The organism is Pelorhabdus rhamnosifermentans (assembly GCF_018835585.1).
Taxonomy (GTDB): Bacteria; Bacillota; Negativicutes; order UMGS1260; family UMGS1260; genus Pelorhabdus; species Pelorhabdus rhamnosifermentans.
Genome location: NZ_JAHGVE010000008.1, coordinates 82,820 through 107,097, shown reverse-complemented (window position 1 = coordinate 107,097; position 24,278 = coordinate 82,820). Strand labels below are relative to the sequence as shown.

Genomic DNA, 24,278 nt, shown 5'->3' with positions numbered 1-24,278 from the left:
AATATTATTAAGAATGGCACTCATAAAGCTTCATGCGCCTTTGCCTTGAATCTCCCAATCCAGTTATATTTTCCTGCTCCGAGGTTTGCCATTCTGAGTCTGGTATTAGTATGCCATGAGAACTTACCCATGCATCAATCTCAGGCTGCTGGCTATTCCCAGCACCTATCATTATGTAGCGTAATTGTCCGCTAGCTATTAGTTCTTCCAACTCTGCCTCATTTAATATTTTTTCTGAACCACCAAATCCGCCATATGTCATTACTGGTTGCCCAGTATTAAGGATTATTGGTGAAGCAGTATGGGCATTAGGGACCGCTATAATATACTTTTCTCCGTTTCTATGCAACAAAAGGAAATTCTCTAGTTTGCCAGTATTGACACCTGTAAAATTCATACCCCATTGCACGTTGGATTGTCTCGACTGAGGATTTAGGTCAGGCCCCGCAAAGGGAAAAGCCGCATTGCCTGAACCGTATAAGACTGGAGTAAGCGACCAAGCAAAAGGGGCAATCATTATACTGATGATACCAACAATCATAGCAAAGGTATTCGCCCTGTTTCTTTGTACTTTGCGCATGGTTGCTTTCCAACCTAGCAGCAAAGTTGCTAAAACCCCTCCCCCTATAACCGTTGGCAACATCCAAGAACGCCATTCATTATATCCTGCAATAATAAAAACTTGAACTCCAATAGTCAAAACGATAGCAACCGGCAATAGATATCGGCTTTTCCCGACACCTGTTGACCACCAATCCGCAAGAATACTATAACTAATTCCAACTAAAGCAGCTATCGCAGGAGCCATCATCACCAAATAATATCTATGTGCCCCTTGTGCTATACTGAAAAATATTACTTGAGGAATAAGCCAGCAACCCCAAAATAGCATCTTCATCCTAGTTTTTTCAGGTAATGCATTCCTGCGAAGTTGATAAATCGCAACAACTAACCCAATCAGCGCAAATGATAGTAACCAACTAATTTGGCCACCCATTTGATGATTAAAAAGTCTAAATGGGCCAGACAACCCAGTTTCCCCGCCCGTTTGTCTCATATTGCCAGTTTGTATATTTGGAGCTGCATACCTTCCTGAATTACTCACCCGCCCCGTTCTTCCTGGCCTCCTATTTCCCTGTCCTAAAAAATGACCAAGGCCATTGTACCCAGTTGCAAGCTGAAACTCTGAGTTAGTTTCGCTACTGCCAACATAAGGACGTTCATCCGGTGAAACGTTGTCCACTGCAATAAACCAAGGTAAGGAACTAACTATCAATACCATGGTAGCGGCAAGAAGATGAACAGCTTTTCTTTTGTACTGTCCATGTTGGGTAAGAAAATATGTAATATAGAAGGCTGGCAAAATCATAAACGCTTCAAGGCTTTTTATGTTAAATCCAACACCAATTAAAAAGAAAGCGAGCAAAAGCCTTTTTAAACTCAACTCTTCAGTCGCCGGCAAAAATACTAGCACCGAAAACATTAGTGTCGTAACAAGCAGTACATCAATTGTATTATTACGGCTTGCAGCAACAAAAATTGGAGTAAGTGCAAGTACAAGTGCCGATATTAACCCTGCCCATTCGCCATGGTATCGTTTTACAATAACATAGATGAGATATACAGATGTTACACCACCTAATGCTTGTGGAAGAATTATACTCCATCCTTGGAACCCAAAAATCTTCGCACTTAGCGTCTGTAACCAAAATCCAAGAGGCGGTTTATCAATAGTAATAAATCCACTTGGGTCAAAAGAGACAAAGAAAAAGTTATGCCAGTTCATCATCATACTTTTGACTCCAGCAGCATAATAAAGATTAGCCAACCCTTCCTGCCCTAACCAAAGAAAGTGCAAGAGAAATGATAGTATTACAATTAGTATAATTCCTATTTGCCTCAAAGTTTACCTCCATAATTTAAGTTAAAGGTAGGTATCTTCGCCAATATCTACTATTCCCAATAGCAACCAAACACTACGATCTAGGCACTGACTGCAAATACCTCATCATTATGCATACTCTACTATAAAATTGTGACAAAACCATGACACAACTGACGCTTAAATATTTACGGAGTATTATTTATAAAGTGGTCGCTCGGAGATATCCAAAGGCGAGATACGATTTAGGAGGCATTATACTTTTTATTTATTTTCTTTATTCTTACATGAATCTACAAAATCAATGAAATATCATACAAACAATAAAAAAAGAATATAGTAGTGGCAAGGCTCAGAATCTCTAAGTCTTGCCACTACTATATTCTTAAATGGTGCGCCGAGACGGTTCGAAAGTCCGGCACTTTGTGTCAAATCCGGTTATAACCTCTGACACTTAAATTAATTATTACTTTCCAGTAATAATTTTTCCTACATCATTAGTTATATCTAATCCGCCATAAACAACATTATCTTTAAACAAAACAGATTTTAACCCTTTGGCATCAGCTACCGATTTAATTGCGGCCATAATTTTGTCATTAATAGGTCCCATAAGTTCTTGCTTCTTTTCGTCAAGATCTTGTTGCATTTTTTGATAAAGTGCTTGCTTATCTTGATCACTCATATTAGCACTTTGTGTATCAAAATCACTTTTGGCCTGTGTAACTGCAGCATCTAGGGTTTGCTGTGCTGTTGCCGTTTCAGGAGCCTGTGATAATAAAAGTTGATAATCCACAACACCCAATTCATTAGAAGCTTTATCAACATACATGGCGCCAAGTCAACTACTAAATACCCTAATAAAACATCAAGAAAAATCCGTCACATTGTTATGGCTCACTGACCGCATTCGAATGTGGCTTTTTCTACACCACAGTTGTAAATATTTTGAGCTAATGAATTTTCAAGATGATAAGAGATATTTAATATAAATGTTATATCGTTGACGATACGAAATAGTTAAGTTATAATTATTTTAAAATGACGGCGATGGAGTTCGCCTTGAAACCCGTATAAACGGTAATGACTCCTACCACTTCGGTGGTAGGAGTCTATTTATTTTACCGCCGAAAAAAAATATATAAGGCTTTTCATTATTACCAGACAATAAGGCGATGGAGTTCGCCATAACTCCGCTCAGACGGTGATAACTCCTACTTGATTCATACATTTTAAACAAATGAAAAAAGGAGGTCGTCTATTATGGAGCAGAATTTTGCAATTGCAGCGCAGTGGGTATTTTTGGCGCTGGTTAAGCCGCCGGAATTTAGTTCCAGTATTGATGAAGTGGATGAGTTTTACGCGGACGGTGAAAAGCATTGCCGTCCGCTTTTAGAAAAAGCGGCAGCTTATGGTGAAGAGCAAGGTCTTACTGTGCAAACGGAAATGCTGCATGGCCATCCGGCGGAAAGTCTGGTTCGTTATGCTGCTGACCGCAAGGCTGATTTAATTGTAATGGGAACGCACGGTATGGGCGGTTTTAAAAACCTTGTTATTGGCAGTGTTGCACAAAAAGTGGTCACCTATTCCAAAGTGCCGGTGACGATTATGAAATAGCGCTGGTTATCGCCCAATTAGCACAAGGGAGTGGGGTATATTGCTTGCTGCCGGATTGATTTAATTTTTCAATTGAGCTAGCAAAGACAAAGGGAGTGGAGAAAATGATTTCTATTCAATTACCAAATGGCAGGCAATATGAATTTCGCCATGTTGTGTTTGATTATAACGGCGTATTGGCTGAGAATGGACGTGTTTCAGAAGAAGTGCGGCGGCTGCTGGCCGAACTGGCATCGAAGGTTTTTGTCGTAGTGATTACAGCTGATACCTTTGGCACGGCTCAGGAAGAACTAAAGAACGTACCGGATGTGGAACTAATTGTTTTACCGGAAGATAAGGACGGAAAAGAAAAGGCCCGCTATGTCCAGAAATGGGGAGCGGATACAACGGCGGTTGTCGGTAATGGTGTCAATGATCAGCCTATGTTCTTTATTGCCGGATTGAAAATCTGCGTGTTAGGAGCAGAGGGAGTCAGCGGCGGCATCATGGCAGCAGCTAATATTGTAGTGCCATCACCAGAAGACGCTATTAAACTGTTCTTAAATCCTATGCGCCTCAGTGCGACGTTACGGTCATAAAAAAGCAAGAGGCAGCAAAGAAGCAGATGGTAAAAGATGCATAGTGATATCATTATCCTAGGTTTAGTCAGTCTGTTCACAGATATATCCAGTGAAATGAACAATGATACTTTCTCTACGGAGACAATTGCTCTGGCTTTTCCATGCATAAAAGCCAATTTTCAAGGCATAATATAAACGTAAATTTTTCTCTCTCCAACCAGGGCCAATTAGGTCCTGGCTTTTTGAATTTAATCCATAGTTTTATAAAAGATAACATCGGGAGATGATGTTATGAGTATGCATCGAGATAGTACAAGTGAATGGTCTAAGGAAAAACAATCATTAAAGACTATAACTACTTCCAAGCCTTCTAAAGTCAATCCACCCATTCTCGATCGGAAATCCACAACATTTCTCTTTCCAAACTAGGGCTCAATGAGTCCTAACTAATTTTTATATCAGCCCTTCAATCTCAGCTGTTTAGTATATTTGCGTGATATCCGTTAAAGCTTCTGACTGACAACAAGGAACTTTTATATTAACAACGAAATAATTTATTGCTTGATATATATACAGATCTTTAATGGAGGGGATTGACTTGATCGGACAAATCATCGTGACTGTTCCACAGGCAAAGCAGCTAATTGCGCAGGCCATCCTTCAGCTTCCTGAAGTAAAACACGCATTGGGGCATGGACAAGTGGTTTTAAAATCTGGTACTACAGTATCAGCTCTAGCCGAAATGCTGGGTGTCCCACCAATGCGACTTGGCGGACGAATTGTGCCAGACGGTGCCCGCGGACCGCGGAAGATGGCGGATGCACCTCATATAGCCGTTGTAGAACAGGGCGAATGGCATAATGCGGACAATACCTTGCCCGAAGAAATCGTTAAAATGGGACCCAATGATGTCTTCATTACTGGGGCCAACGCACTTGACTGTTATGGCGTCGCTGGACTTCTGGCCGGAGTGGAGGGGGGCAGCGTTGCCGGAAAATCACTGACCGCCCTGTGGACGGAAGGCATTCCGCTAGTTATTGCTGTAGGCATGGAGAAACTTATTTCCGGTTCCATAATTGAAATATCAAAGCAGACAGGCCGCAAACGCGTGGACAAAGCAATGGGGATGGCCGTTGGTATGATCCCTCTAGTGGGCCACGTAGTTACTGAAAGGGATGCACTTGAAATTTTGACTGGCGTAAAAACAACTGTAATTGCCGCTGGAGGTATCAACGGTGCTGAGGGAGCAACCATGCTGCAGATTGAAGGTGAACGGAAACAAATTGAGAGTGTTTTTGATCTTATCGTCGCGTTAAAAGATGTACCGACTTGTGGCAATATCGAAAGCCGCAAGTCTTGTGAAATTGGTGGCCCTATGTGCCCTGTTCATGTTAATTGTCTCTACAAGCAACAAAATAAATAATTATCTAGAAATGATTAAATTCGAACCCAATTAATTCCAAAGAAAAATAAAAAGAGACAAAGACTCACAACTGTGGTATAGAATAAGTTACCACACAAATCCAAACACAGGAAGTGAGTCCATGTCTCGTACATCCATTTTATCAGATGATGCAACAATCCACAATTTCATTTCAAAATTACATTTGCCACTCTACTTTTCTCAACTAGTAAATCGCCATATTGCCGATTTTGTCGCTGGTGCAAGGTGACTCCCACCTTTATTATTCATGACGATACGATTTCTAAGAAGACTAAGCCTTCGTCACAGGCCATACATCCAATAGAAGCAACAGATTTCCACTTTTCTCATCTTGAATGTAAAACGATATGGGGCCATCAATTATTATGGGACTATGCTTGCTGCAGGATCATTGACGCTGCCCTAGCATGCTGTAGTCTTATTTTGTTGGCCAAAAGATGCATTTTTAAACCCGAAATGTTTGTGAACTTTTCTCTGTACCGACATGAGATTAGATACAAAAACAGCTTTGGAATACTATAACAAAAGATGGCCCATTGAAACTTTTTTCGCCAAACCAAAAGCAATCTCGGGATCAGGCAGGTTAAAGAGTGCCTAGGTGAACTATAATTTGCCATGTGTAAATATTTGTTAGCACTTTTAATCATTGCTTGTTGTAATTTAGAATCTTACATATTTATCATAATCGTTAAACATCAAATATTTTGCGACTTCATCCTCTTCTACTTCCGGAAGACGTGATTTAACTTCATAAAACCGATTGTCTACCCTATCATCATTCGTTGTCGAAACTTCAAATAATGCAATATCACCAGTTCCCGGAACACCTTGCCATTGATGATATTGTCCAGAGCTCAAAGTTACACTTTGTCCTGGTTCAAGAAAAACCTCTTCACCGGCTTTAATTTTTATAATTTTACCATCAATAGGAACTTCTACATCGGTATCATTGAAATCTTCATTTTCATTTGAATTATATAAGGTTATTTTTAACGTGCCACCACCGCGGTTAATAACGTATTCCATTTTATACCAATGAAAGTGAAACGGTAAAATCTGTCCTTCACGAACAAATAATAGTTTTTCACAATATGGTTTTGGATATTTGTTTTTTTTGTTAAAATTACCATTGCGAAATGTAAATATCGTTAATCCGATATGTTCAAAATCGTTTTTTCCAAAATCAGTAACATCCCATCCCAACATATTGTCAACGAGTTCACGTTGGTCTTCTTTTAAATTTCTCCAATCATCAGGTGTATAGTAAGCGAATGGAGGCAGGGGAAATTTTAATTTTTTAGCTTTTTTGATCGTATATTCAATAATATTATTTATTTCTGACCGTTTCATTTGTATCTCCTCCATAACCACCATGTACTAAAGCAAGTTGCTTATGTCCACTTATAAAATATTGGCCGATAACATGAAATATGCTAAAATCAAATACTTTATCGCACTTTTTATATAAGATCATTGGTAATGTTTTTTCGTCAACTTCCGCAATCATATCGGCATTAAAATGCAGCTTATGTTTTAAAATATCTCCATTTTCACTTGCGTCGATTAGATTAAATACGTATATAGGGCAATATCTTTAAGCTCAATATTCATCACAATCTATATGCAGGTTCTTACGAACCTGCATATAGATTGCAAAATTCCGTTATAATTAAAATATTTGCTTTCAACCAGAAATCTTAATGCTGGATAAATCTAAGTCCTCTTCCGTATCATCAATTTCTATTTCTTCTGAAGGTTTCCTCTTTAATAACTGAATAAGAACAGCAAATACGCAAGATCCAATCAATAAACTTAATAACCATAAACCAGGATGACTAATTCCTGGAAGTGCAAAGAATCCACCTGCCGGAACTGTAGAAGAACAATCCCAATACATCGTTAAGGCACCATCAACTGCAGCACCAACCCCTGTACATATAGTAATACGTACTAAATCGTTAAGAATAATTGGATATGATCCTTCTGTAATCTGACAACACCCCATTAAGAATGCCGATTTTAAAGCATCTACTTCTTGTTGAGAATACAAATCTCGCTTGAGTATTCTGCTTAAAAAGTAGCCAATTGTTAAACCAAAAGGAGCAATCATAGAAGCCGAAATCAATGTGGCAATAGGTGCACCAATCCCTTCTGTCATAAAGCCAAGTACAAAGACGAATACGACTTTGTTGATAGGTCCACCATAGTCAATGGCAGATAATGTGCCCAGAATCAAACCAAGTATAATAATAGAACTACCACCTTGTAGACTAATGAGCAGCGTATTAATACCATCTGTTAATGCAATAATAGGAACACCAACAATATATTCCATAAATAATCCGACGATGATAGTCGTTAAGAGTGGCAATATCATTTGTGGAACTATACCCTCGGCAAAACTAGGAACTTTAATTACTTTTTTTAGCCAATTTACTACAAAACCACCTAAATAACCAGATAATAATCCGCCTAAGAAACCAAAGCCATTTGCTTTACACAGTAAACCTAACAGAAATCCTGGTGCAATACCTGGACGATCAGCAATAGAATATGCAATAAAAGTAGAAATGAAAACTGGCAATAATCCTAATCCATCTCCACCTAACGTTGTCAATGCATCAGGAATAGAGAATCTCCCTCTATAGTCCGTTATTGTATGACCCCCACATATATTTCCAATTACCATCAACATGCCAGCTGCACATACATAAGGTATCAGGTAGGATATGCCAGTCATCGCATGTTTTTTCAACTGTAAATCGTGCATATATCCATCCTCCCTTTTTCCTATTTTTTTACAATTCCTTGCATTTTATTAAGTAAGCCCATTGTAGAATGTATAACTACTTCTGTAGGAACTTCTATCATTTTTTTCCCGGTAAACCGGTCCTTTCCCTTGATGTTTATATCAACAGCGAGAACTACAATGTCAGCCTCTTTAATCTGTTCTGGTGTTAATTCATGTTCAGTTCCAATCGTACCCTGTGTTTCCATGTGAATTTCATGTCCGACTTTTTCTGCAGCTTTCATCAGCTTTTCTCTTGCAATATATGTATGAGCAATTCCTGCTACACAAGCTGCTACACCAACAATTTTCATTTTCTACCTCCTTTTGTATGACTTACTGCCATCTTTTTATTTTTATAATTTAAAATATTTTACTTTATCTAGGTCGTTAAACAATGCCATTTTTTGTTCAATAGTATCACGGCAGGCACGAATACAAGACGGATAGATAACATTTGGTTCACGTTCCAAGCCCTTTTCGGCCAGATATTTTTGTACTGCTGTCATGAAACTGAATTTGATATCACTAGAAATATTAATCTTGGAAATACCTAGTTTTACAGAATCGGCAATTTCTTTATCTGGATTACTAGATCCACCATGTAATACCAAGGGTACATTTACTTTGTTTTTGATTTCAGTAATAAGATCCAGTTTTAATTTCGGAATAAATCCTTTTGGATAAATTCCATGGGCGGTACCAATTGCAATAGCTAAAGAATCTACACCAGTTTTTTCAACAAATTCTTTTGCATCCTCTGGATTTGTATAGGTAATTTCGGTTGTGCCATTTTCGATAGAATTACCCGTGTTGCCAATCGTACCTAACTCTCCTTCTACAAAGACTCCAACTGGATGTGCTGCTTCTACTACTTTTTTCGTCAAAGCGATATTTTTTTCAAATGACAAATGTGAACCATCAATCATAACAGAGTTAAATCCTATTTGAATTGCATGAATACACTGTTCATAAGATGAACCATGGTCTAAGTGCAACACCATAGGAATTTTGGTGTGGTTCGCTTCGTAAAGGACACTTGCAATAAAACTATCACGCAAAAAGCTCAATTCATCTGGATGAATTGCCATAATGACAGGGGCCTGTTTTTCTTCTGCGCTTTCCATCATAGCAGTTAATAGTTGTCCAGTACCTGCATTAAAGGCAGGTACTGCAAATTTGTGTTCCTGTGCTACTTCCAACATTTCTTTCATTTCGATTAACATAATTACAACCTCTTTTTAAATGAATTGTAATAAACGAGTTTCTAAAATTTTCTTCAATAATCTTCTTTTTATAAATTGCTATCATTGTATTTGCTGAGATAACAAGCGAATCACCTCCTTTTTATTTTGGGTAGTGAGTAATTTTTTTAACATTTCATCATCCGCTAAAGCAGTAGCTACTTGAGATAACAATTTAACATGAACTGTTGTTTTATCCACATTTCTAACTGCAAACAAAATAACAATATGTACCGGTAAATCATCAAAAGATTCCCATACCAAATCGTTTTTTGTTCTGCCAACTGCTATAGACGTTACGCATACGGCATCTGACTTGCCATGCGGAATTGCAATATGCCCGCCAATACCTGTCTTTCCTTCTGACTCACGGAGATAAACATCCTTAACGAATAATTCATCGTTGCACACTTTTCCTTCCTTATAAAGTCTATCTGTAAGTTCACGAATAGCCTCATCCTTAGTAGTAGCTTTCATGTCCAGATCAATTAAGTTTTCATTTAAAATCTGCTCAATTTTCATTGTCATCCTCCTTAATTAAATTGCGTTCACAATATGTCTGCCAAACATTTCTTACTTTTAAAATATCAATCCTATTGAATAGAGCACTAACTAAAATAATAGGGATGTCTTTTTGTATTTTCAGTTGAATAGTTGTTAATATTAAATCTATTTTTTCATTATCTAAAACTTGTGCAATATGATTTGCTGAAATAGTACCAACGATCTCCCATTCAGGAAAAGCATTTTTTACTCTATTTTTGAGTAAGTGTGATGTGCCTACCCCCGAAGAGCAAACAATTAATACACGTCTTACAGATGGTTGCTTTTCTAAAGAAGCTTGAAAATAAATTACAATATAACTAATTTCATCGTCGCTTATATTCCGTAAATCAGAAAAGATTGTCTGTTCGGCAAGATTTCTCCTTACAATTTCAAACATAATCGAAAATTCTTTTTTTATTTCTTGCAAAAGTGGATTACACACAGAAATATCATATTGTACTCTTTTCAGTAAAGAGCGCATATGCAAAAACAAATTTTGCTGCAAGGCAACATCATTAATAAAATCAACATTTAGATTTCGAGAAACATTGTGGATTAATTGAAAAGTTATTTCTTTTTCTTTGGAATCTTTAGGAGTTATTCCCATAGTGAACTGTTCGCTTACTTCCATACCACAACCAGAAGAGATTAAATATTGGTAAATATAAAATACTTCAATTTCAGGTACTTCCAAATTAATATAAGTATTAATTTGTTGAATAATATATTGTGCAACTTGGAATATTTGCTCGTTTTTTATTTCAGTATCTTTTTCTTGTAAAATTTCGTAATCAGCTTTAAAACTACTATTTCGTAATCGCTTAATCAAAATAATCAAATGCGTGAAGATATTTATACAATATGGATCCTTAATACTGGCATGTAACATATTTTCAGTATCGTTGAATAAGTGCCCAACAAAATCAAGATCTTCATTGGAAATTTCTTTAAATATATAATGATAGCCCTCTCTGTCTAAATTAAGGTTTCCTTGAAAAAAGCCTGGCAAATACTCAAAAATATGCATTAACATTTTACGTATGTCTTTTTCTTTACCATTTATATAAGTTCCCTTATGAGAACGAATCATAGTTAATTTATATAACCCCAGTTGTTTTTCAATACTATTTAAATCATTTACAATAGAAGCATTACTAACATAATAATATTCAGATAAACTCTTTATTGATGTTTCTTGTGGTGATTGCAGCAACAGTAATATTAATAAATTTTTTCTGCGTTCAGCAGCAGTCATTCCTAAAAAGTGATTTTGCCGATAATCATCCATATTATTATGATTTATTATATTCAAAGAAGATAACTCGATTCGAAAACCTTTACCTTTACTTTGTTTGATAACATCGTTACCCATTTTCTTTTTTATTGATACTATGTCGCGATAAATTGTTTTTTTAGACACATTCAAAAAATCAGCTAGTCTGTCAGCAGAAACATAACCATCGGATTTTGCTAAAAAAGTAAGGCTTTTTGTTTCTCGTGTTGTTAAGCTTTCCAATATCATCACCTCTTTATTTGTGAAATTAATAGTAGTTTAATCTTGTAAAATATAAATTTTATGTTTTTCGCACTTTACTTTATATACGTTTTATTCTTAACATATTTTTATTGTAGCAATAGCATTATTGTTTGAAAATACTAAATAATGTCCATAATTAGCAGACACTTTTAAATGGACAGGTCAAAAAATAGACATAAAGTTAAAGATTTTGTGATTCAAATTCTTCTGAGCTTGGCCATCCTAATGCAGAGTGTATGCATTTAGTATTATAATAGGTTCCAATATATTTAAATATTTCCATGCGGGCTTGTTCGAAATCGTTGTAATCTGCATCCTGAACAAGCTCTCGCTTTAATGTGCGGTAAAAAGCTCCATAACGGCATTGTCATAAGTGTTACCTTTACGGCTCATACTTTGCTAGTGGCCATACCGTTTAAGTACAACCTGAAATCTTTGTAAAGTGAAGGAGGATGGAATTTTGAATGTACCGAGACAAAACGTTTCAGGCGCTGTGATTCAAGTACTCCCGGAATACTAACTCATGGAAGAATGTTTGCTCCGGCCATTGGCATTGCTGAAGATCCGGTTACAGGTAACGCAAATGGTCCTCTGGGTGCTTATCTTGTTAAACACCAATTAGTTCAACATAATAGCTCAATTTTCAAATTTAAAGGAGAACAAGGATCAGTAATTGGTCGCAGTGGTATCGTAGAAGTTCAAGTAGATATTGTCAATGGTTGCCCATTTAAAGTAAAAATGGGTGGACAAGCAGTGATTGTTTTTGAGACTGAAATTAATCTAAAATAAGACTTTGATTTGCGGATGGCGCAATTCCTATCAGTCTGCAACTGTTAATATAATTATCTAAGATAGCCGCTCCCTATATCTGTAAATCATTTGAATTTGATTGTTGGAGGCGATCCTACCGTAAAATGCACAGAACACCTGATTATAATCCGATAGTTTATGACCTAACAGAAGAAAAGCATCAACCCCTGATTTTACAAGAATTGATACCATTTTTCGCCGTTAAAGGTGATACGTTTCTCTCCGATTGATCTTAAACAGCAGTTCTGCACAATGTGAATAAGCTGCATAACAAAATACAAGGTGGCAGATGGGGTCTCAGTGGCGGAAAATGTTCCTCTGTTTTTGTGCGCCCTTTTTTCTCCAATTACATTATATGTAATTGGAGAAATTGCAAAAGGAACAAAAAAACTGTCTCACCAGCGATAATTTATATCGCTAATCCGACAGTTCTTCTTGATCATATGCATTATTTCAATTCCACAAATTGTACTATAAATTGGGTCCATCAAATAAATTACTCCGATAATAAATGGCTTCGGCCACATGAACGCCTTCAATTAATTCACTTTGTGCCAAATCGGCAATCGTGCGAGACACTTTAAGAATCCGCTCATAGACTCTGGCACTTAAGTTAAGTTTTTGAAAAGCCTGTTTCACTAGCTTCTCTGCTTCAACAGAAAGTTGACAGGTTTTTACTACCTGTTTATGACTCATCGCACCATTGCAAAAAACGCCCCACTTCGCTAAACGCTGCCGTTCCACTTGACGGACTTCCTCTACACGCTGACGAATAGTATCTGAATTTTCTGCCTACTTTTTTTTTGTCTAGCAAGTCCTGATAATCAAGACGCGCTACAGGCAAATGAATATCAATCCGATCCAATAACGGGCCGGATATTTTTTTTGTATAACGTCGAATATCCGCGGCTGAGCAGCAGCAGGTCCCGCTGGGGTCACCAAAAAATCCGCACGGACATGGATTGGCTGAACTGATCAGTAATATTTGCGCGGGATAGGTCACCGTGGCATTCACGCGGGCAATGGTGACTTGTCCGTCTTCTAGGGGCTGACGAAGGACTTCCAATACCGTACGGGGAAATTCCGGCAATTCATCCAAAAATAATACCCCATAATGACTTAAACTGACTTCACCGGGGCGGGGAATACGCCCACCGCCAATCATACCAATTGCTGATGTCGTGTGATGCGGACTACGAAAGGGCCGCGTTCTCACAAGTCCCCGTACATGATCCATCATACCACTAACACTATAAATTTTAGTTACTTCCAAAGCCTCTTCATTTGTCATTTTCGGCATGATAGACGGCAGAGCCTTGGCCAGCATCGTCTTACCTGCCCCTGGTGGTCAAGATATGTAAGTAAGATGAAAAATGTTCACTGTACAAAGACTTCTCCTTAAACCACATGCAAAGTTATCAACTACAAAGAATTTACAATTAATCTTCCAACATAAAATTCCAAGTGTTATCACGACCTACCCAATTCTAAAGCCGCCAGTCGGCCTATCCATCAAAAACTCCTCTACATATATTAAACGCGTTGTCTGTCTCCCTTGTTTCATGTGTGCACCTTATTGTTTTATCAGAATACATTTATCTACCTCAAAATTAACCGGCCTTAACTTTAAAAAAAGCCCGTACTACGTCCTTTATTCCCCAGACAAACTCTTGGGTGGTTGTTTATTATCAATTATTATTGCCTGCTTATCCTTAAACTCATCAGCAAAAAAAGTAAACAAACCATCTTGCGATTTCTTAGTGCGACACCCCCTTCGTCTTTATTGTACCTGCAATCCTTTACCTACTACACTGAACCAATAATGCATCTTTAGCATATTATGTAGTATACATTATTGCATAAGAAGGGAGGCTTTTTCTTTAATGAAATACAGATATGAGCTACCTGAAATGATAACCCCGGTTGAACCTTCTTGGCTGAAAAGATTAATATCAGTTATGGGAATGGAAGTAGTAGTTGAGACAACCCGCAATTCATTGTATGGAAAGTTATTGGAAGTGGAACACGACCACATAGAATTGCAAATTGGACATAGGGTAACTTTTATACGTTGCCAACAGATTATTAGTGTTATGCCAATTCCGCGGTGTTAAATAAAAGATCCCTATATTTCGCTTAGTCGATATAGTCGACTCTTGAGTCAAATTTGATAAATTTTAGGAGGCAGGTATTCTGCACTACTCATATAGCCCAAAATGCTGTGACCTAGCAAAATGGGAATGTTCTCTTTAATACTGAAAGCATTAGGTGACGAAAATCACGACCGAATGTTCTACCAGTATTTACTAAGTATTGTCCCTGATTAGGAACATTATGTGATCATAAAATCGATCAGAGATGATGAGATTAAACATTTTAAGATGTTCCGTATGATTTACCAGGATGACATCGGTCTGTTTCTTCGCCTCCCCTGATGGAAGTAGCTCACTTCTCAATCTCGCTTCTAATTGCAGAATATAAAATGAATAATATTGCAATTCATCCCATCATATGTACGAGGAGGGATTTTGGGCTATGATAAGCAATCCGTTTATTGCAAACGTCAGCACAACTTTCTTCAGACGAACTTGTCCAGGCACTCCGCGCCGATGTCGTGGGCGAATATGAAGCGATCATTGATTACGAAGCACACGCAATGGCCACCCAAGACCAGCGCGTTAAACAAGCACTATATTAAATAGCCGATGAGGAACTGAAACATGTTGGATAGTTAGAAGAGTTAATTACTCTGCTTAACCCAAAAGAAGGGCAATTAATACAGCAGAGTAAACCAGTCATCCAACAACAAAATCAAAATTCCGGTCAAACCATGCAGCTAGGCTCAAATATGTCCAACCAGCTTACCCAATAGAAGTCTGAAGGATCAGCCAACATTATTAGTTGCTGATCCTCCTTTTCAGCATAATCAATGAAAGGTTGAAAGCCCGTTAGATGTTAATTAATTTCTCCGAGATACTTGGCAAACGACACTGGTCTTTTTAAGTATGCTAATACTGGCAAGAACTCTCGGAAAAATGCAGGTAGGTCAACTAACCTTTTATTCTGCCGTCATCATAAACTATCACTTTTTCTACCAATGCAAAATATAGGTCAATATCAAATTCATTTATTGGCTCAGCTTCAGTTATGATTCTAGTATACTGTTTTGCTTTATAGCGTCGAAACAGATTACCGTTTTCCCACAGTTCTTGGCATTTGTCAAAAAAGTAACCCTTGTTTTCAATCAGTGCATAAACACATTTATAAATGCATGATACAAAACCCTATCGTCGATATACTTGCTGTTACAACCATTTTTGCCTTTCATAACATATTTACCATTGCACCGCCAGATAATCCTTCTGAGCCTTTCATCGTTAGAGTTCCATACCTTCCGTCCAAAAATCTGACCGCAAGATCCGCATATGACTCTGCCTGCAAAGGGATTATCTGTTGTCGCGTATTAATCATGGCCCACTCGGTGATTTGACTAGGCTCGTAGATTCGCTAGAATCTGCTTAATCTTTTGTTTGACTTCAGCCATCAATTGACCCGACTCCCGCACATAGACAAAACCACGAGACACTAAATCCGGTCCGGCTACAACACAGCCGCTCTCCTTATCGATTGTTACGACCACAATGAAAACACCGTCTTGGGATAATTTGCTGCGATCACGAAGAACGATGTTACCGACATCCCCTACCCCCAAGCCATCAACAAACGAACCTTCTTGCCACATTTCACCCCTTAACATAATCTTGGTAACGGATCTCCCTCAAGCATTGGCAAAATGCGTTGACCGCCCAAGGAAGTTTTTATTATAACCATTCCAGGTAATTCTCGCTCCACTCTGCCAATAATGCTAGCATTCTTTCCTTTTTCTAAACAGTGTAATCTATGTAGTATATCTTCAGCAGAATCAGGTGCTACAATCGCCACTAGTTTGCCTTCATTTGCAAGATAAAGCGGATCCATGCCTAACATTTTACAAGCCCCTTTAACAACAGGGGAAACAGGCAGTAGATTTTCTTCAATTTTAAAGGTCAAACTACTCTGTTCTGCAAGTTCATTAAGCGTTGTAGCTACCCCACCCCGGGTTATATCCCGCATACAACGCAATTTATTTCCATATGCAAGCAAAGATTGTGTTAGCGGTAAAAGACTTGCACAATCACTTTCAATAGGAGTATCAAAAGCAAACTCCTGCCTTCTAGTTTTTATAACTAATCCATGCTCCCCAAATTGGCCGCTAACAATAATCACATCTCCTGGACAAATATTTGCAGGATGTAAATGAATATGACTGGGAATAATTCCGATGGCAGAAGTATTAATAAATATTTTATCAACTGAACCTTTTTCGACTACCTTCGTATCGCCAGTTACAATCTGAACTTTCGCATGATTCGCTGCTAAAGCCATCGAATCCGCTATTCTCCGTAAATCATCTATCGAAAAGCCTTCTTCCAATATCATACCCACACTCATATAATACGGTTTGGCACCACTGACTGCTAAATCATTAACCGTTCCATAAACGGCCAATTTACCGATATCGCCACCAGGGAAAAAAATCGGATTGATCACAAATGAATCTGTCGAAAAAGCCAGTTTTGTTCCTTTTATTTCAAATAAGGCAGCATCCAGCATCTGGTCAAGTATGATATTAGAATAGTTTTTTTGAAAAACTGTTCTGATCAACTCCTGCGTTTTTCTACCACCGCTTCCATGAGATAACTCAATTTTATCTGTTTTATCCTGCATTTTCTATTTTCCTTTCTGGATCTGCAAAAAAGAAGCTGCACAACTTCCCTCCTCAGATATCATACACGGTCCAACAGGCGAAGCGGGATTACAACGAGTTGCAAAAAGCGCGCACTCAATCGGCTCTTTTCGACCCTTTAGTATATCTCCGCATACACAATGAGTATTTTTTACAAGTGGCACTGGTAGATCATATTTTTTTCGTGCATCTAACCCGCCAAAGGCATCTCTCATTGCGTAGCCACTCAAAGGTACTATTCCTATTCCCCTCCATGTACAATCCACTAAATGAAAGTACTTTTCTACATATTTGCGTGCTATTACATTCCCCTTCTTCCGTACTGCCTGATACTGTATTTCAATTGTTGGCTGTTGCAATTGCTGTTGTAATAGAACCATGAATATTGCCTCTAAAATGTCAACCGGTTCAAATCCAGCTACCACGCACGGCCGCGAATAGTCTTTCGCGATAAAATTAAATGCATCGGCACCTGTGATAGTACAGACATGTCCAGGAAGTAAAAACGCATCTATTGACAACTCAGGATCTAATAATAAGAATCGCAGTATGGGTGGTACAGCCTTATGAAGTGACAATACAGAAAAGTTTTTAATTTCTTCCTTTACTACAGTTTCGATTGTAATTGCAGTTGTAGGAGCCGTGGTTTCAAAACCTACACTTAAAAGCACAATTTCACAAGAAGGTTTCTCTACTGCCAATCGTAAAGCATCATTGCTGGAATATATCACTCGGATATCGGCTCCATTCAGACGAGAAGACATTAAACTACCATCAGTGCCTGGCACCCGCATCATATCCCCGTATGATGCTAAAATTACATTGGGCAAATCTGCTAAAGCACAGGCCAAATCAATATCGGTTTCATCTGTAACACATACTGGACATCCTGGTCCTGATAATAAGGTTATCCAATCTGGAAGTACCTGCTTCATTCCGCTTCGCGCAATTGCCATAGTATGAGTACCGCAAACCTCCATGATTCGGATCGGAATTTTAATTGCCCAGATAGCCTTTAACAAATATTGTATATAATTAGGACTTTCTCTTCCTATATTATTGAACATTATCTAACACTCTTGAGATTTGGTTTAGTAATGCTTGTGTTTCGAAAAACTCTTCCTCCTCCATGGTTGCAATAGCGAATCCAGCATGAATTAGCAAATATCCGCCTTCACAAACATCCGGCGTCAATTGAATATTTATATTTACAAGATTCCCCTCTACATCAGACAAAGCCTTATCATCCCCCACTTGCACTACTTTGCCTATTACAGCTAGACACACGTTTGAAAACCTCCTCGCCAACTACAGCTTGCCCCAGAGACAATCCGCCATCATTTGTAGGAACTTTACGTTGTATATATACACGTAAATCATTGTTTTCAAGTACATGCATTATGTTTTTTAGCAACAATCTATTCTGAAACACCCCACCGCTTAATACAACTTGTTGACATTGCTTTTCACGACTTAAACGCATGGTAGTAGAAACAACCATGTCAATGATGGTGGCGTGAAATCTCCCACCTATAATCTCTTTGGAAATCCCCTTTTGCATATCAAATAATATTTCTTCAAACATATTCCTAACATTCAAATGGTAAGGATAGCAATTACCATCAAGTTCAAACCGGTACTTTCGACTGTCATTCAAACAACTAATAGCTTCTAAAAGCATAGCTGCCTGACCTTCATAATTCACCTTAGTACATACACCTAACAGTGCAGAAATTGCGTCAAATAATCTCCCACAGCTCGAAGTATTCCAAATACCAATTTTGTTGTCCAGCTGTGTCTGCATTGCTTTCAAATCCGTATTCATAATATGAGGTAGAACTTTTTGGGCTACAGTTGCTCCGTAATTGCCAAACATACTATACAAATAACTAAAAACTGTACGTGATGGGTCATAGACAGCGTCATCACCGCCTGATAACGGCAAATAGTCTAAATGCGCAAGCCGTTCAATCCCCCCGTAGTCTCCGTAGAAAAATTCAAATCCCCATATACATCCATCAGTTCCATATCCCGTACCGTCACAAATCACACCAAGCACAGCATCAGAAAGATTATTCTCCGCCATACAGCTTGCAAAATGGGCGTGATGATGCTGTACCGTAATAGAAAACATACCTTCCAGACTTTTGGCGTATTGAGTCGATATGTATCCTGGATGCAAGTCGTGAGCAATTATTTTAGGGTTGCTTCCAGTCATTTGTTTAAAACGCTCAATGGCTTCTAAATAACGCCTGTAGTTCCCATAATGAGACAAGTCCCCGAAATGTTGACTTATAAAAGCATGCTGTCCTTTTAATATACAAAATGTGTTTTTGAGATCGCCGCCGCAAGCAAATACATTGCTGCATTTTTTTTCAATTCTTATAGGCAAGGGGACGTACCCCCGTGCTCTTCTGTGAACCATAGTTGCTGAATTGACAACTGCTACAACCGAATCATCACAGCTATTTATAATTGGCCTATCATGGAGTAAAAAAAAGTCAGCAATGCCATTTAGTTTTTCTAAAGCTTCTTCATTATTATCTATTAGTGGTTCATCAGACAGATTTGCACTGGTTAACACCACTATTTCCAATTCATCATCAAACAATGAGTAGTGAACTGGAGTGTAAGGCAGCATTACCCCCAAAGTATTAATTCCAGGTGAAATATTAGCAGATAAGTATTTTTCTGATTTTCTGCCTAACAAAACAATCGGCTTTTCTTTGCTTTTTAAAATTTCCACCTCATGCTCACCGACCTGGCAATACTCCTTTACTACTTTTAAGTCACGGCACATTACGGCAAAGGGTTTACTATCCCGCTTTTTTCTATTGCGCAGACTGGCTATTGCCGCTTCGTTTAAGGCATTGCAGGCCAAATGAAAGCCACCAATGCCTTTGACTGCGATTATTTTTCCTCGCTTTAACAATTCATTCGCCAATCCGCAAAACTTTTTTCCATTACCATCAGCTAGCCATACATGTGGTCCACAGGCTGAGCAGGCAATAGCTTCCGTATGATATCTCCGGCTATATATATCGTGATATTCATGTCTACACTCAGGACACATAGTAAAGGTATTCATTGACGTATTTTCTCTATCATAGGGAATCATATGAGCCATCGAAAATCGCGGTCCGCATTCAGCGCAACTAATCATTAAATAATTATGTCTGCGATTCTTTATATCATAAAATTCTTTTAAGCACTTTTCGCAGATACCTGTGTCTGGAGACAATATAGTGCCGCTATCTCTATCATTTTCGCTTGACCGGATAGAGAAGCTTTTATATCCGACAACTTTTTTTTTACTTATTTTACATTTTTCGATTTCGGCCATTGGAGGTGCCTGGGTCATCAGATTCTCGGCAAACATTTTTAAATTTTCCGTTATTCCCTCAGCCAAAACAATTAAGCCAGATGAAGAATTAAGCACCCAGCCATTCAAATGATATTGTTGCGACAGACGATGCACAAAAGGCCGAAAACCGACTCCCTGTACAAGACCAAAAAGCTTAAATTCCCAAGCCTCACTGTTCATTCATCTCGTCCTTTTACTTCACTATATAACCAATGAGCCAGCTCGCATAGTCCTAATCCAGACGTCGCAGACACGGGAATAATCTGAGTACCGGGGTTAATACAGCCCATATCTTCTCTAAATTTTTCTAAATCAAAATCAGTATAATTTATTAAATCCAACTTATTTACGATAATCGCCTTCGCTTGTCTGAACATTAAGGGATATTTCCAGGGTTTATCATTTCCCTCTGTAACGCTTATCACCATTACTTTGGCATTTTCGCCAAGGTCAAATTCAGCCGGACAGACTAGGTTGCCAATGTTTTCTATGACTAATAGTTCAATATCTTTTAACGGTAAATCTGAGCAAGCCTTTTTTACTGTAGCTGCATCAAGATGGCATGCGCCTTCTGTATTGATCTGCACCGCAGGGATACCCAGTCTTTCAATACGTTCAACATCCTTTGTCGTATACAAATCACCTTCGACGACGCCAATGGTTATCTTTTCTTTTAATTCCTCAATGACTTTTTCTAAAACAGTGGTTTTTCCACTTCCTGGAACACCCATTAAATTAATAACATACACCTTATTTTTTTCAAAAAGCCCTCTGTTATTTTGGGCCAAAACTTCGTTTGCATCGAGCAAACCTGCCACTAAATCAAATTTAACCATCGATACGCCTCCTTTGTGTCTAATCGCCTTCATAGTAATCAATATACAATTCTTGTCCATTTATTATTTCAATATCTCCGTTAGAACAGTAACAGCATATAAACCGATATTCCTCAATTTTAAATGTTCGATAACAAGAATTGCAGCGGCCAATAAGCCCTGGTTCTTCTACTTCCAGTAACGCATACTGAAACAAGGGTATATTGCTAAACAATGTGAAAGCAAAGCGTAGTGCTTCCGTATTTGCACCACTCAGTTGACCATTTACAAGCTGTATTCGATTAACACGCTCAACGCCTTGCTCGGCAGCATTTGAACTAATTTGGTCTATCATGCTTTGAATAAGATACAGCTCGTGCAATTCAAACGCCCCTTTAGTTAGTTCACTATATTGTATTATGGAAAAACATAGTTAGAACGAATCTCCTGAACTTTTTAGGATAAGCATCACAATTTTAAGGGACTCGAAACGTACTCGAATGCAGCTAATTGGCATATTATGATAAAAAGCAAAAATTCAGGGGGGCTCTATGGAACACGCTGACTTTCTCCGATTGTGCGACCAATATCGACTTGAAAGCAATTATGGTCTTTCTGCAAAAATATTGCCTGCGATCCGTACTTTTATCAACGAACGGAATAAAAAAAAGCTTCCTGTAATATGGCTGGAAACCAGCGATAGCGGTGATAACAACATCGCATTTATGAACACGACATATCCCTATTTGCACCAAGTATTCACCGATATGATTGATCTTTTGTACAGTAATACTTTTATGGCAGCACAGGGGACAGATGCCTTAGAACTGCTGTTTTTATCAGCTGAAAAATTCAAAGAAGAATTTGTACTTGTTGTGGAAGGCGCTATTCCAACCAAAGACAATGGAATATATAATGTTATCGCGCGAACTAATAACGGAGATATTACCGCACTAGAGGCTGTTAAGCACCTTGGCGGAATGGCCAAGTATGTAATTGCAATTGGAACTTGCGCCAGTTTTGGAGGTGCTTCATCAGCCGCTCCCAATACGACAGAATCAGTAGGTGTAAACAGCGTACTTAAACGTGAAGTCATTAATGTAAGCGGTTGTCCTGTTAATCCAGATTGGTTCGTCGGAACTCTCGCCCACCTGATCATGTATGGAAAACCAGAACTTGATACTCTGGGCAGACCTAAACTTTTTTACGGTACTACGGTTCATCAACATTGCCAACGACGTTCTTATTTTGACAAAAAGGACCTAGCTAAAAATCTAGGTGATGTTTCATGTATGTTTTCCCAAGGGTGTGTTGGGCCCCGAACTGGGTCGGATTGCCCTTATCGTCAATGGATTAATCATGTCAGTTGGCCTGTAAAGGTAAGTACTCCTTGCATCGGTTGTACCAATCCAGACTTTCCCGATGGTTCAACACCTTTTTTTAAGCCATTACCTGCGAAAACTAATAGCAAATCCCCTAATATCTCTGATAAAGAGAAGGGAGAAAAACATGAGCCAACACAAAGTACTATTTAGTCCAGTAACCCGTTTGAGCGGTCTGCTTTCCGTAGAACTCACAGTGGATAATACCTATATCAGTGAAGCAGATGTCTGTTGTACTATGTTTAGGGGTTACGAATATATCATGCGCAATCACCACATAACAGACGCCGTATATCTGACTCAGCGCATTTGCGGCATATGCTCAACCGTACACGGAGCAAATGCCAGCTACTTGCTCGATAAAATCTATGATAATGAAATTGAGGAAAATGCTCAGTACTTGCGAAACATTATGCTTGCAGCTGATTTCCTCCAGAACCACATCAGACATTTCTATTTCTTTGAACTACCTGACTACGTTATTATGCCTGAACGACCTCCATTTCTGCGACAAAACTGTATTGATTGTCGCTTGAATGAAGAAGAAAACCAGCGCTTAGCTGGAAATTATAGCAAAGCCGTAAAAGCATCCGAACAGAGCCACCAAATTTTGGCTTTGTTTGGTGGTAAAGCTCCACACCAGCACAGTTTTGTTCACGGAGGCGCAGCTGTTGCTCCCACCGTTGATAAAATCACGCAAGCTTTAGCCCTCTTGCAAAATATTCGTGATTTTATACAACGATGTATGATGTCAGACACTGAACTATTAGCAAACCGTTATGACGATTATTTCCATATTGGTAAAACAACAGGCCGCTTCCTGTCTTTTGGATTATTCCGTTTTGGAGAAAAAAACGACGCACCCTTATTAAAAAGCGGGGTCTTGGAAGATAATCAATTGACAAAGCCCAGGGTCGACTTGATACAAGAAGACATCTCGCATTCCTGGTTTCATCGTGCCAAATGGGCTGATGAAGCAGAACCAGCTCCCCATAAACTTGGCGCGTATACCTGGACAAAGGCGGTGTTATATCAAGATAAACACTTTGAAGGCGGCCCGCTTGCTCGCATGATAATAAGTGGTCATTATCATGGCGGTACCTCGACTATGGATCGAATCGTTGCTCGATCTATTGAAACTCTTCTGATAACAAAACTAATGGAAAATTGGCTAAAAAAATTGCGTCCTGGCCCCCCACCCATCAGGCAGAAGAAGCAGATAGTTTCAAACCAGGCTATAGCAGTAACAGATGCCATGCGTGGTCCTTTACTTCATAGTGCACTAATAGAGAATGAACAAGTAGCAAGGTATGATATTATAACACCTACAGGATGGAATTTTTCTCCTAAAGACGATTACGGTAATCGTGGTCCCGTAGAAATGGCGCTAGTTGGTACACATCTTCCCTCGCCTGATCTTCAGTATATTATACCGGGTCGAATCATTCGCTCTTTTGATCCCTGTATAGCTTGTGCCACTCATTAAATGTAGCCAGTTATGAA

24 protein-coding genes, 3 pseudogenes and 2 riboswitches are annotated in these 24,278 nt (G+C 38.6%); of the genes and pseudogenes, 8 read left to right on the top strand and 19 right to left on the bottom strand.

Annotated features, from left to right (window positions below):
* Positions 1-7: 7 nt before the first annotated feature.
* Positions 8-1,792 carry an ArnT family glycosyltransferase gene (locus Ga0466249_RS11555; protein WP_215829616.1) on the bottom strand — a complete coding sequence of 595 codons (1,785 nt, stop codon included), beginning with the start codon at positions 1,790-1,792 and terminating at the stop codon, positions 8-10.
* A 556-nt stretch (positions 1,793-2,348) separates the two neighbouring features.
* On the bottom strand, positions 2,349-2,714 hold the full coding sequence (locus Ga0466249_RS11550) for an OmpH/Skp family outer membrane protein (RefSeq protein ID WP_215829615.1): 366 nt from the start codon (positions 2,712-2,714) through the stop codon (positions 2,349-2,351).
* Between the two features lie 205 nt (positions 2,715-2,919).
* Positions 2,920-2,982: riboswitch (Fluoride riboswitch) on the top strand.
* A gap of 62 nt (positions 2,983-3,044) precedes the next feature.
* A riboswitch (Fluoride riboswitch) is annotated at positions 3,045-3,106 on the top strand.
* A gap of 39 nt (positions 3,107-3,145) precedes the next feature.
* On the opposite strand from Ga0466249_RS11550, the gene Ga0466249_RS11545 reads away from it, so the two are divergent.
* The 4 genes and pseudogenes from Ga0466249_RS11545 to Ga0466249_RS26605 all read left to right on the top strand — a co-directional run.
* Positions 3,146-3,499 (top strand): universal stress protein, encoded by a 354-nt coding sequence (locus tag Ga0466249_RS11545; RefSeq protein ID WP_215829614.1) that lies wholly within the window; start codon positions 3,146-3,148, stop codon positions 3,497-3,499.
* A gap of 104 nt (positions 3,500-3,603) precedes the next feature.
* Positions 3,604-4,077: an HAD family hydrolase gene (locus Ga0466249_RS11540; protein ID WP_215829613.1), complete on the top strand. Its 474-nt coding sequence runs from the start codon at positions 3,604-3,606 to the stop codon at positions 4,075-4,077.
* Positions 4,078-4,657: 580 nt separating this feature from the next.
* Positions 4,658-5,482: a hypothetical protein gene (locus Ga0466249_RS11535; RefSeq protein ID WP_215829612.1), complete on the top strand. Its 825-nt coding sequence runs from the start codon at positions 4,658-4,660 to the stop codon at positions 5,480-5,482.
* 252 nt (positions 5,483-5,734) lie between these two features.
* Positions 5,735-6,076: pseudogene (locus tag Ga0466249_RS26605) on the top strand (hypothetical protein); the annotation flags it as partial.
* 87 nt (positions 6,077-6,163) lie between these two features.
* On the opposite strand, the gene Ga0466249_RS11530 reads toward Ga0466249_RS26605, so the two are convergent.
* The 7 genes and pseudogenes from Ga0466249_RS11530 to Ga0466249_RS27780 form a co-directional block, all read right to left on the bottom strand.
* Complete coding sequence (locus Ga0466249_RS11530; RefSeq protein ID WP_215829611.1) at positions 6,164-6,853, bottom strand: D-lyxose/D-mannose family sugar isomerase; 690 nt, start codon at positions 6,851-6,853, stop codon at positions 6,164-6,166.
* Between the two features lie 334 nt (positions 6,854-7,187).
* A complete protein-coding gene (locus Ga0466249_RS11525; protein ID WP_215829610.1) occupies positions 7,188-8,273 on the bottom strand; it encodes a PTS fructose transporter subunit IIC in 1,086 nt (361 codons plus the stop codon).
* 20 nt (positions 8,274-8,293) lie between these two features.
* Complete coding sequence (locus Ga0466249_RS11520) at positions 8,294-8,605, bottom strand: PTS fructose transporter subunit IIB (protein WP_215829609.1); 312 nt, start codon at positions 8,603-8,605, stop codon at positions 8,294-8,296.
* A 42-nt stretch (positions 8,606-8,647) separates the two neighbouring features.
* Complete coding sequence (locus Ga0466249_RS11515) at positions 8,648-9,517, bottom strand: ketose-bisphosphate aldolase (protein WP_215829608.1); 870 nt, start codon at positions 9,515-9,517, stop codon at positions 8,648-8,650.
* Positions 9,518-9,598: 81 nt separating this feature from the next.
* Complete coding sequence (locus tag Ga0466249_RS11510) at positions 9,599-10,057, bottom strand: PTS sugar transporter subunit IIA (protein ID WP_215829607.1); 459 nt, start codon at positions 10,055-10,057, stop codon at positions 9,599-9,601.
* The gene (locus Ga0466249_RS11505) at positions 10,047-11,597 is read right to left on the bottom strand and encodes a BglG family transcription antiterminator (RefSeq protein WP_215829606.1); all 1,551 of its coding nucleotides are present in this window, start codon (positions 11,595-11,597) and stop codon (positions 10,047-10,049) included. Before Ga0466249_RS11505 ends, Ga0466249_RS11510 begins: the two co-directional genes overlap by 11 nt.
* Positions 11,598-11,799: 202 nt before the next feature.
* Positions 11,800-11,958, bottom strand: a pseudogene (locus tag Ga0466249_RS27780) (IS3 family transposase); the annotation flags it as partial.
* Positions 11,959-12,149: 191 nt separating this feature from the next.
* Between Ga0466249_RS27780 and Ga0466249_RS11495 the strand changes: the two are divergent.
* Positions 12,150-12,407, top strand: a complete 258-nt coding sequence (locus tag Ga0466249_RS11495) for a PhzF family phenazine biosynthesis isomerase (RefSeq protein WP_215829605.1) — start codon at positions 12,150-12,152, stop codon at positions 12,405-12,407.
* Between the two features lie 492 nt (positions 12,408-12,899).
* Here the strand turns inward: Ga0466249_RS11495 and Ga0466249_RS26600 are convergent, their stop codons facing one another.
* Both Ga0466249_RS26600 and Ga0466249_RS11490 read right to left on the bottom strand, forming a co-directional pair.
* The gene (locus tag Ga0466249_RS26600; RefSeq protein ID WP_312889760.1) at positions 12,900-13,172 is read right to left on the bottom strand and encodes a magnesium chelatase subunit ChlI family protein; all 273 of its coding nucleotides are present in this window, start codon (positions 13,170-13,172) and stop codon (positions 12,900-12,902) included.
* Positions 13,114-13,755, bottom strand: coding sequence for an ATP-binding protein (locus Ga0466249_RS11490; protein WP_312889759.1), 642 nt, complete (start codon positions 13,753-13,755; stop codon positions 13,114-13,116). Before Ga0466249_RS11490 ends, Ga0466249_RS26600 begins: the two co-directional genes overlap by 59 nt.
* A gap of 556 nt (positions 13,756-14,311) precedes the next feature.
* Here Ga0466249_RS11490 and Ga0466249_RS11485 point away from each other — a divergent pair.
* The gene (locus tag Ga0466249_RS11485) at positions 14,312-14,542 is read left to right on the top strand and encodes a DUF2642 domain-containing protein (RefSeq protein WP_215829604.1); all 231 of its coding nucleotides are present in this window, start codon (positions 14,312-14,314) and stop codon (positions 14,540-14,542) included.
* Positions 14,543-15,672: 1,130 nt separating this feature from the next.
* On the opposite strand, the gene Ga0466249_RS26595 is transcribed toward Ga0466249_RS11485, so the two are convergent.
* The 8 genes and pseudogenes from Ga0466249_RS26595 to Ga0466249_RS11450 form a co-directional block, all read right to left on the bottom strand.
* Entirely contained in the window at positions 15,673-15,834 is a 162-nt protein-coding gene (locus Ga0466249_RS26595; protein ID WP_312889762.1) for a hypothetical protein, read from the bottom strand.
* Positions 15,835-15,893: 59 nt separating this feature from the next.
* Positions 15,894-16,155: pseudogene (locus Ga0466249_RS26590) on the bottom strand (ribonuclease J); the annotation flags it as partial.
* A 23-nt stretch (positions 16,156-16,178) separates the two neighbouring features.
* Positions 16,179-17,195: a hydrogenase expression/formation protein HypE gene (hypE, locus tag Ga0466249_RS11475; protein ID WP_215829603.1), complete on the bottom strand. Its 1,017-nt coding sequence runs from the start codon at positions 17,193-17,195 to the stop codon at positions 16,179-16,181.
* Between the two features lie 3 nt (positions 17,196-17,198).
* Positions 17,199-18,281, bottom strand: coding sequence for a hydrogenase formation protein HypD (gene hypD, locus Ga0466249_RS11470; protein ID WP_215829602.1), 1,083 nt, complete (start codon positions 18,279-18,281; stop codon positions 17,199-17,201).
* The gene (locus Ga0466249_RS11465; RefSeq protein ID WP_215829601.1) at positions 18,271-18,501 is read right to left on the bottom strand and encodes a HypC/HybG/HupF family hydrogenase formation chaperone; all 231 of its coding nucleotides are present in this window, start codon (positions 18,499-18,501) and stop codon (positions 18,271-18,273) included. The genes hypD and Ga0466249_RS11465 overlap by 11 nt, the downstream gene beginning before the upstream one ends.
* On the bottom strand, positions 18,458-20,758 hold the full coding sequence (gene hypF / locus Ga0466249_RS11460) for a carbamoyltransferase HypF (RefSeq protein WP_215829600.1): 2,301 nt from the start codon (positions 20,756-20,758) through the stop codon (positions 18,458-18,460). The genes Ga0466249_RS11465 and hypF overlap by 44 nt, the downstream gene beginning before the upstream one ends.
* Complete coding sequence (hypB, locus tag Ga0466249_RS11455) at positions 20,755-21,414, bottom strand: hydrogenase nickel incorporation protein HypB (RefSeq protein ID WP_215829599.1); 660 nt, start codon at positions 21,412-21,414, stop codon at positions 20,755-20,757. The genes hypF and hypB overlap by 4 nt, the downstream gene beginning before the upstream one ends.
* A gap of 19 nt (positions 21,415-21,433) precedes the next feature.
* Entirely contained in the window at positions 21,434-21,775 is a 342-nt protein-coding gene (locus Ga0466249_RS11450) for a hydrogenase maturation nickel metallochaperone HypA/HybF (RefSeq protein WP_215829598.1), read from the bottom strand.
* Positions 21,776-21,944: 169 nt separating this feature from the next.
* Here Ga0466249_RS11450 and Ga0466249_RS11445 point away from each other — a divergent pair, with 169 nt between their 5' ends.
* Positions 21,945-22,928, top strand: coding sequence for a hydrogenase small subunit (locus Ga0466249_RS11445; RefSeq protein WP_215829597.1), 984 nt, complete (start codon positions 21,945-21,947; stop codon positions 22,926-22,928).
* Positions 22,903-24,261 (top strand): nickel-dependent hydrogenase large subunit, encoded by a 1,359-nt coding sequence (locus Ga0466249_RS11440; protein ID WP_215829596.1) that lies wholly within the window; start codon positions 22,903-22,905, stop codon positions 24,259-24,261. Before Ga0466249_RS11445 ends, Ga0466249_RS11440 begins: the two co-directional genes overlap by 26 nt.
* Positions 24,262-24,278: the final 17 nt, after the last annotated feature.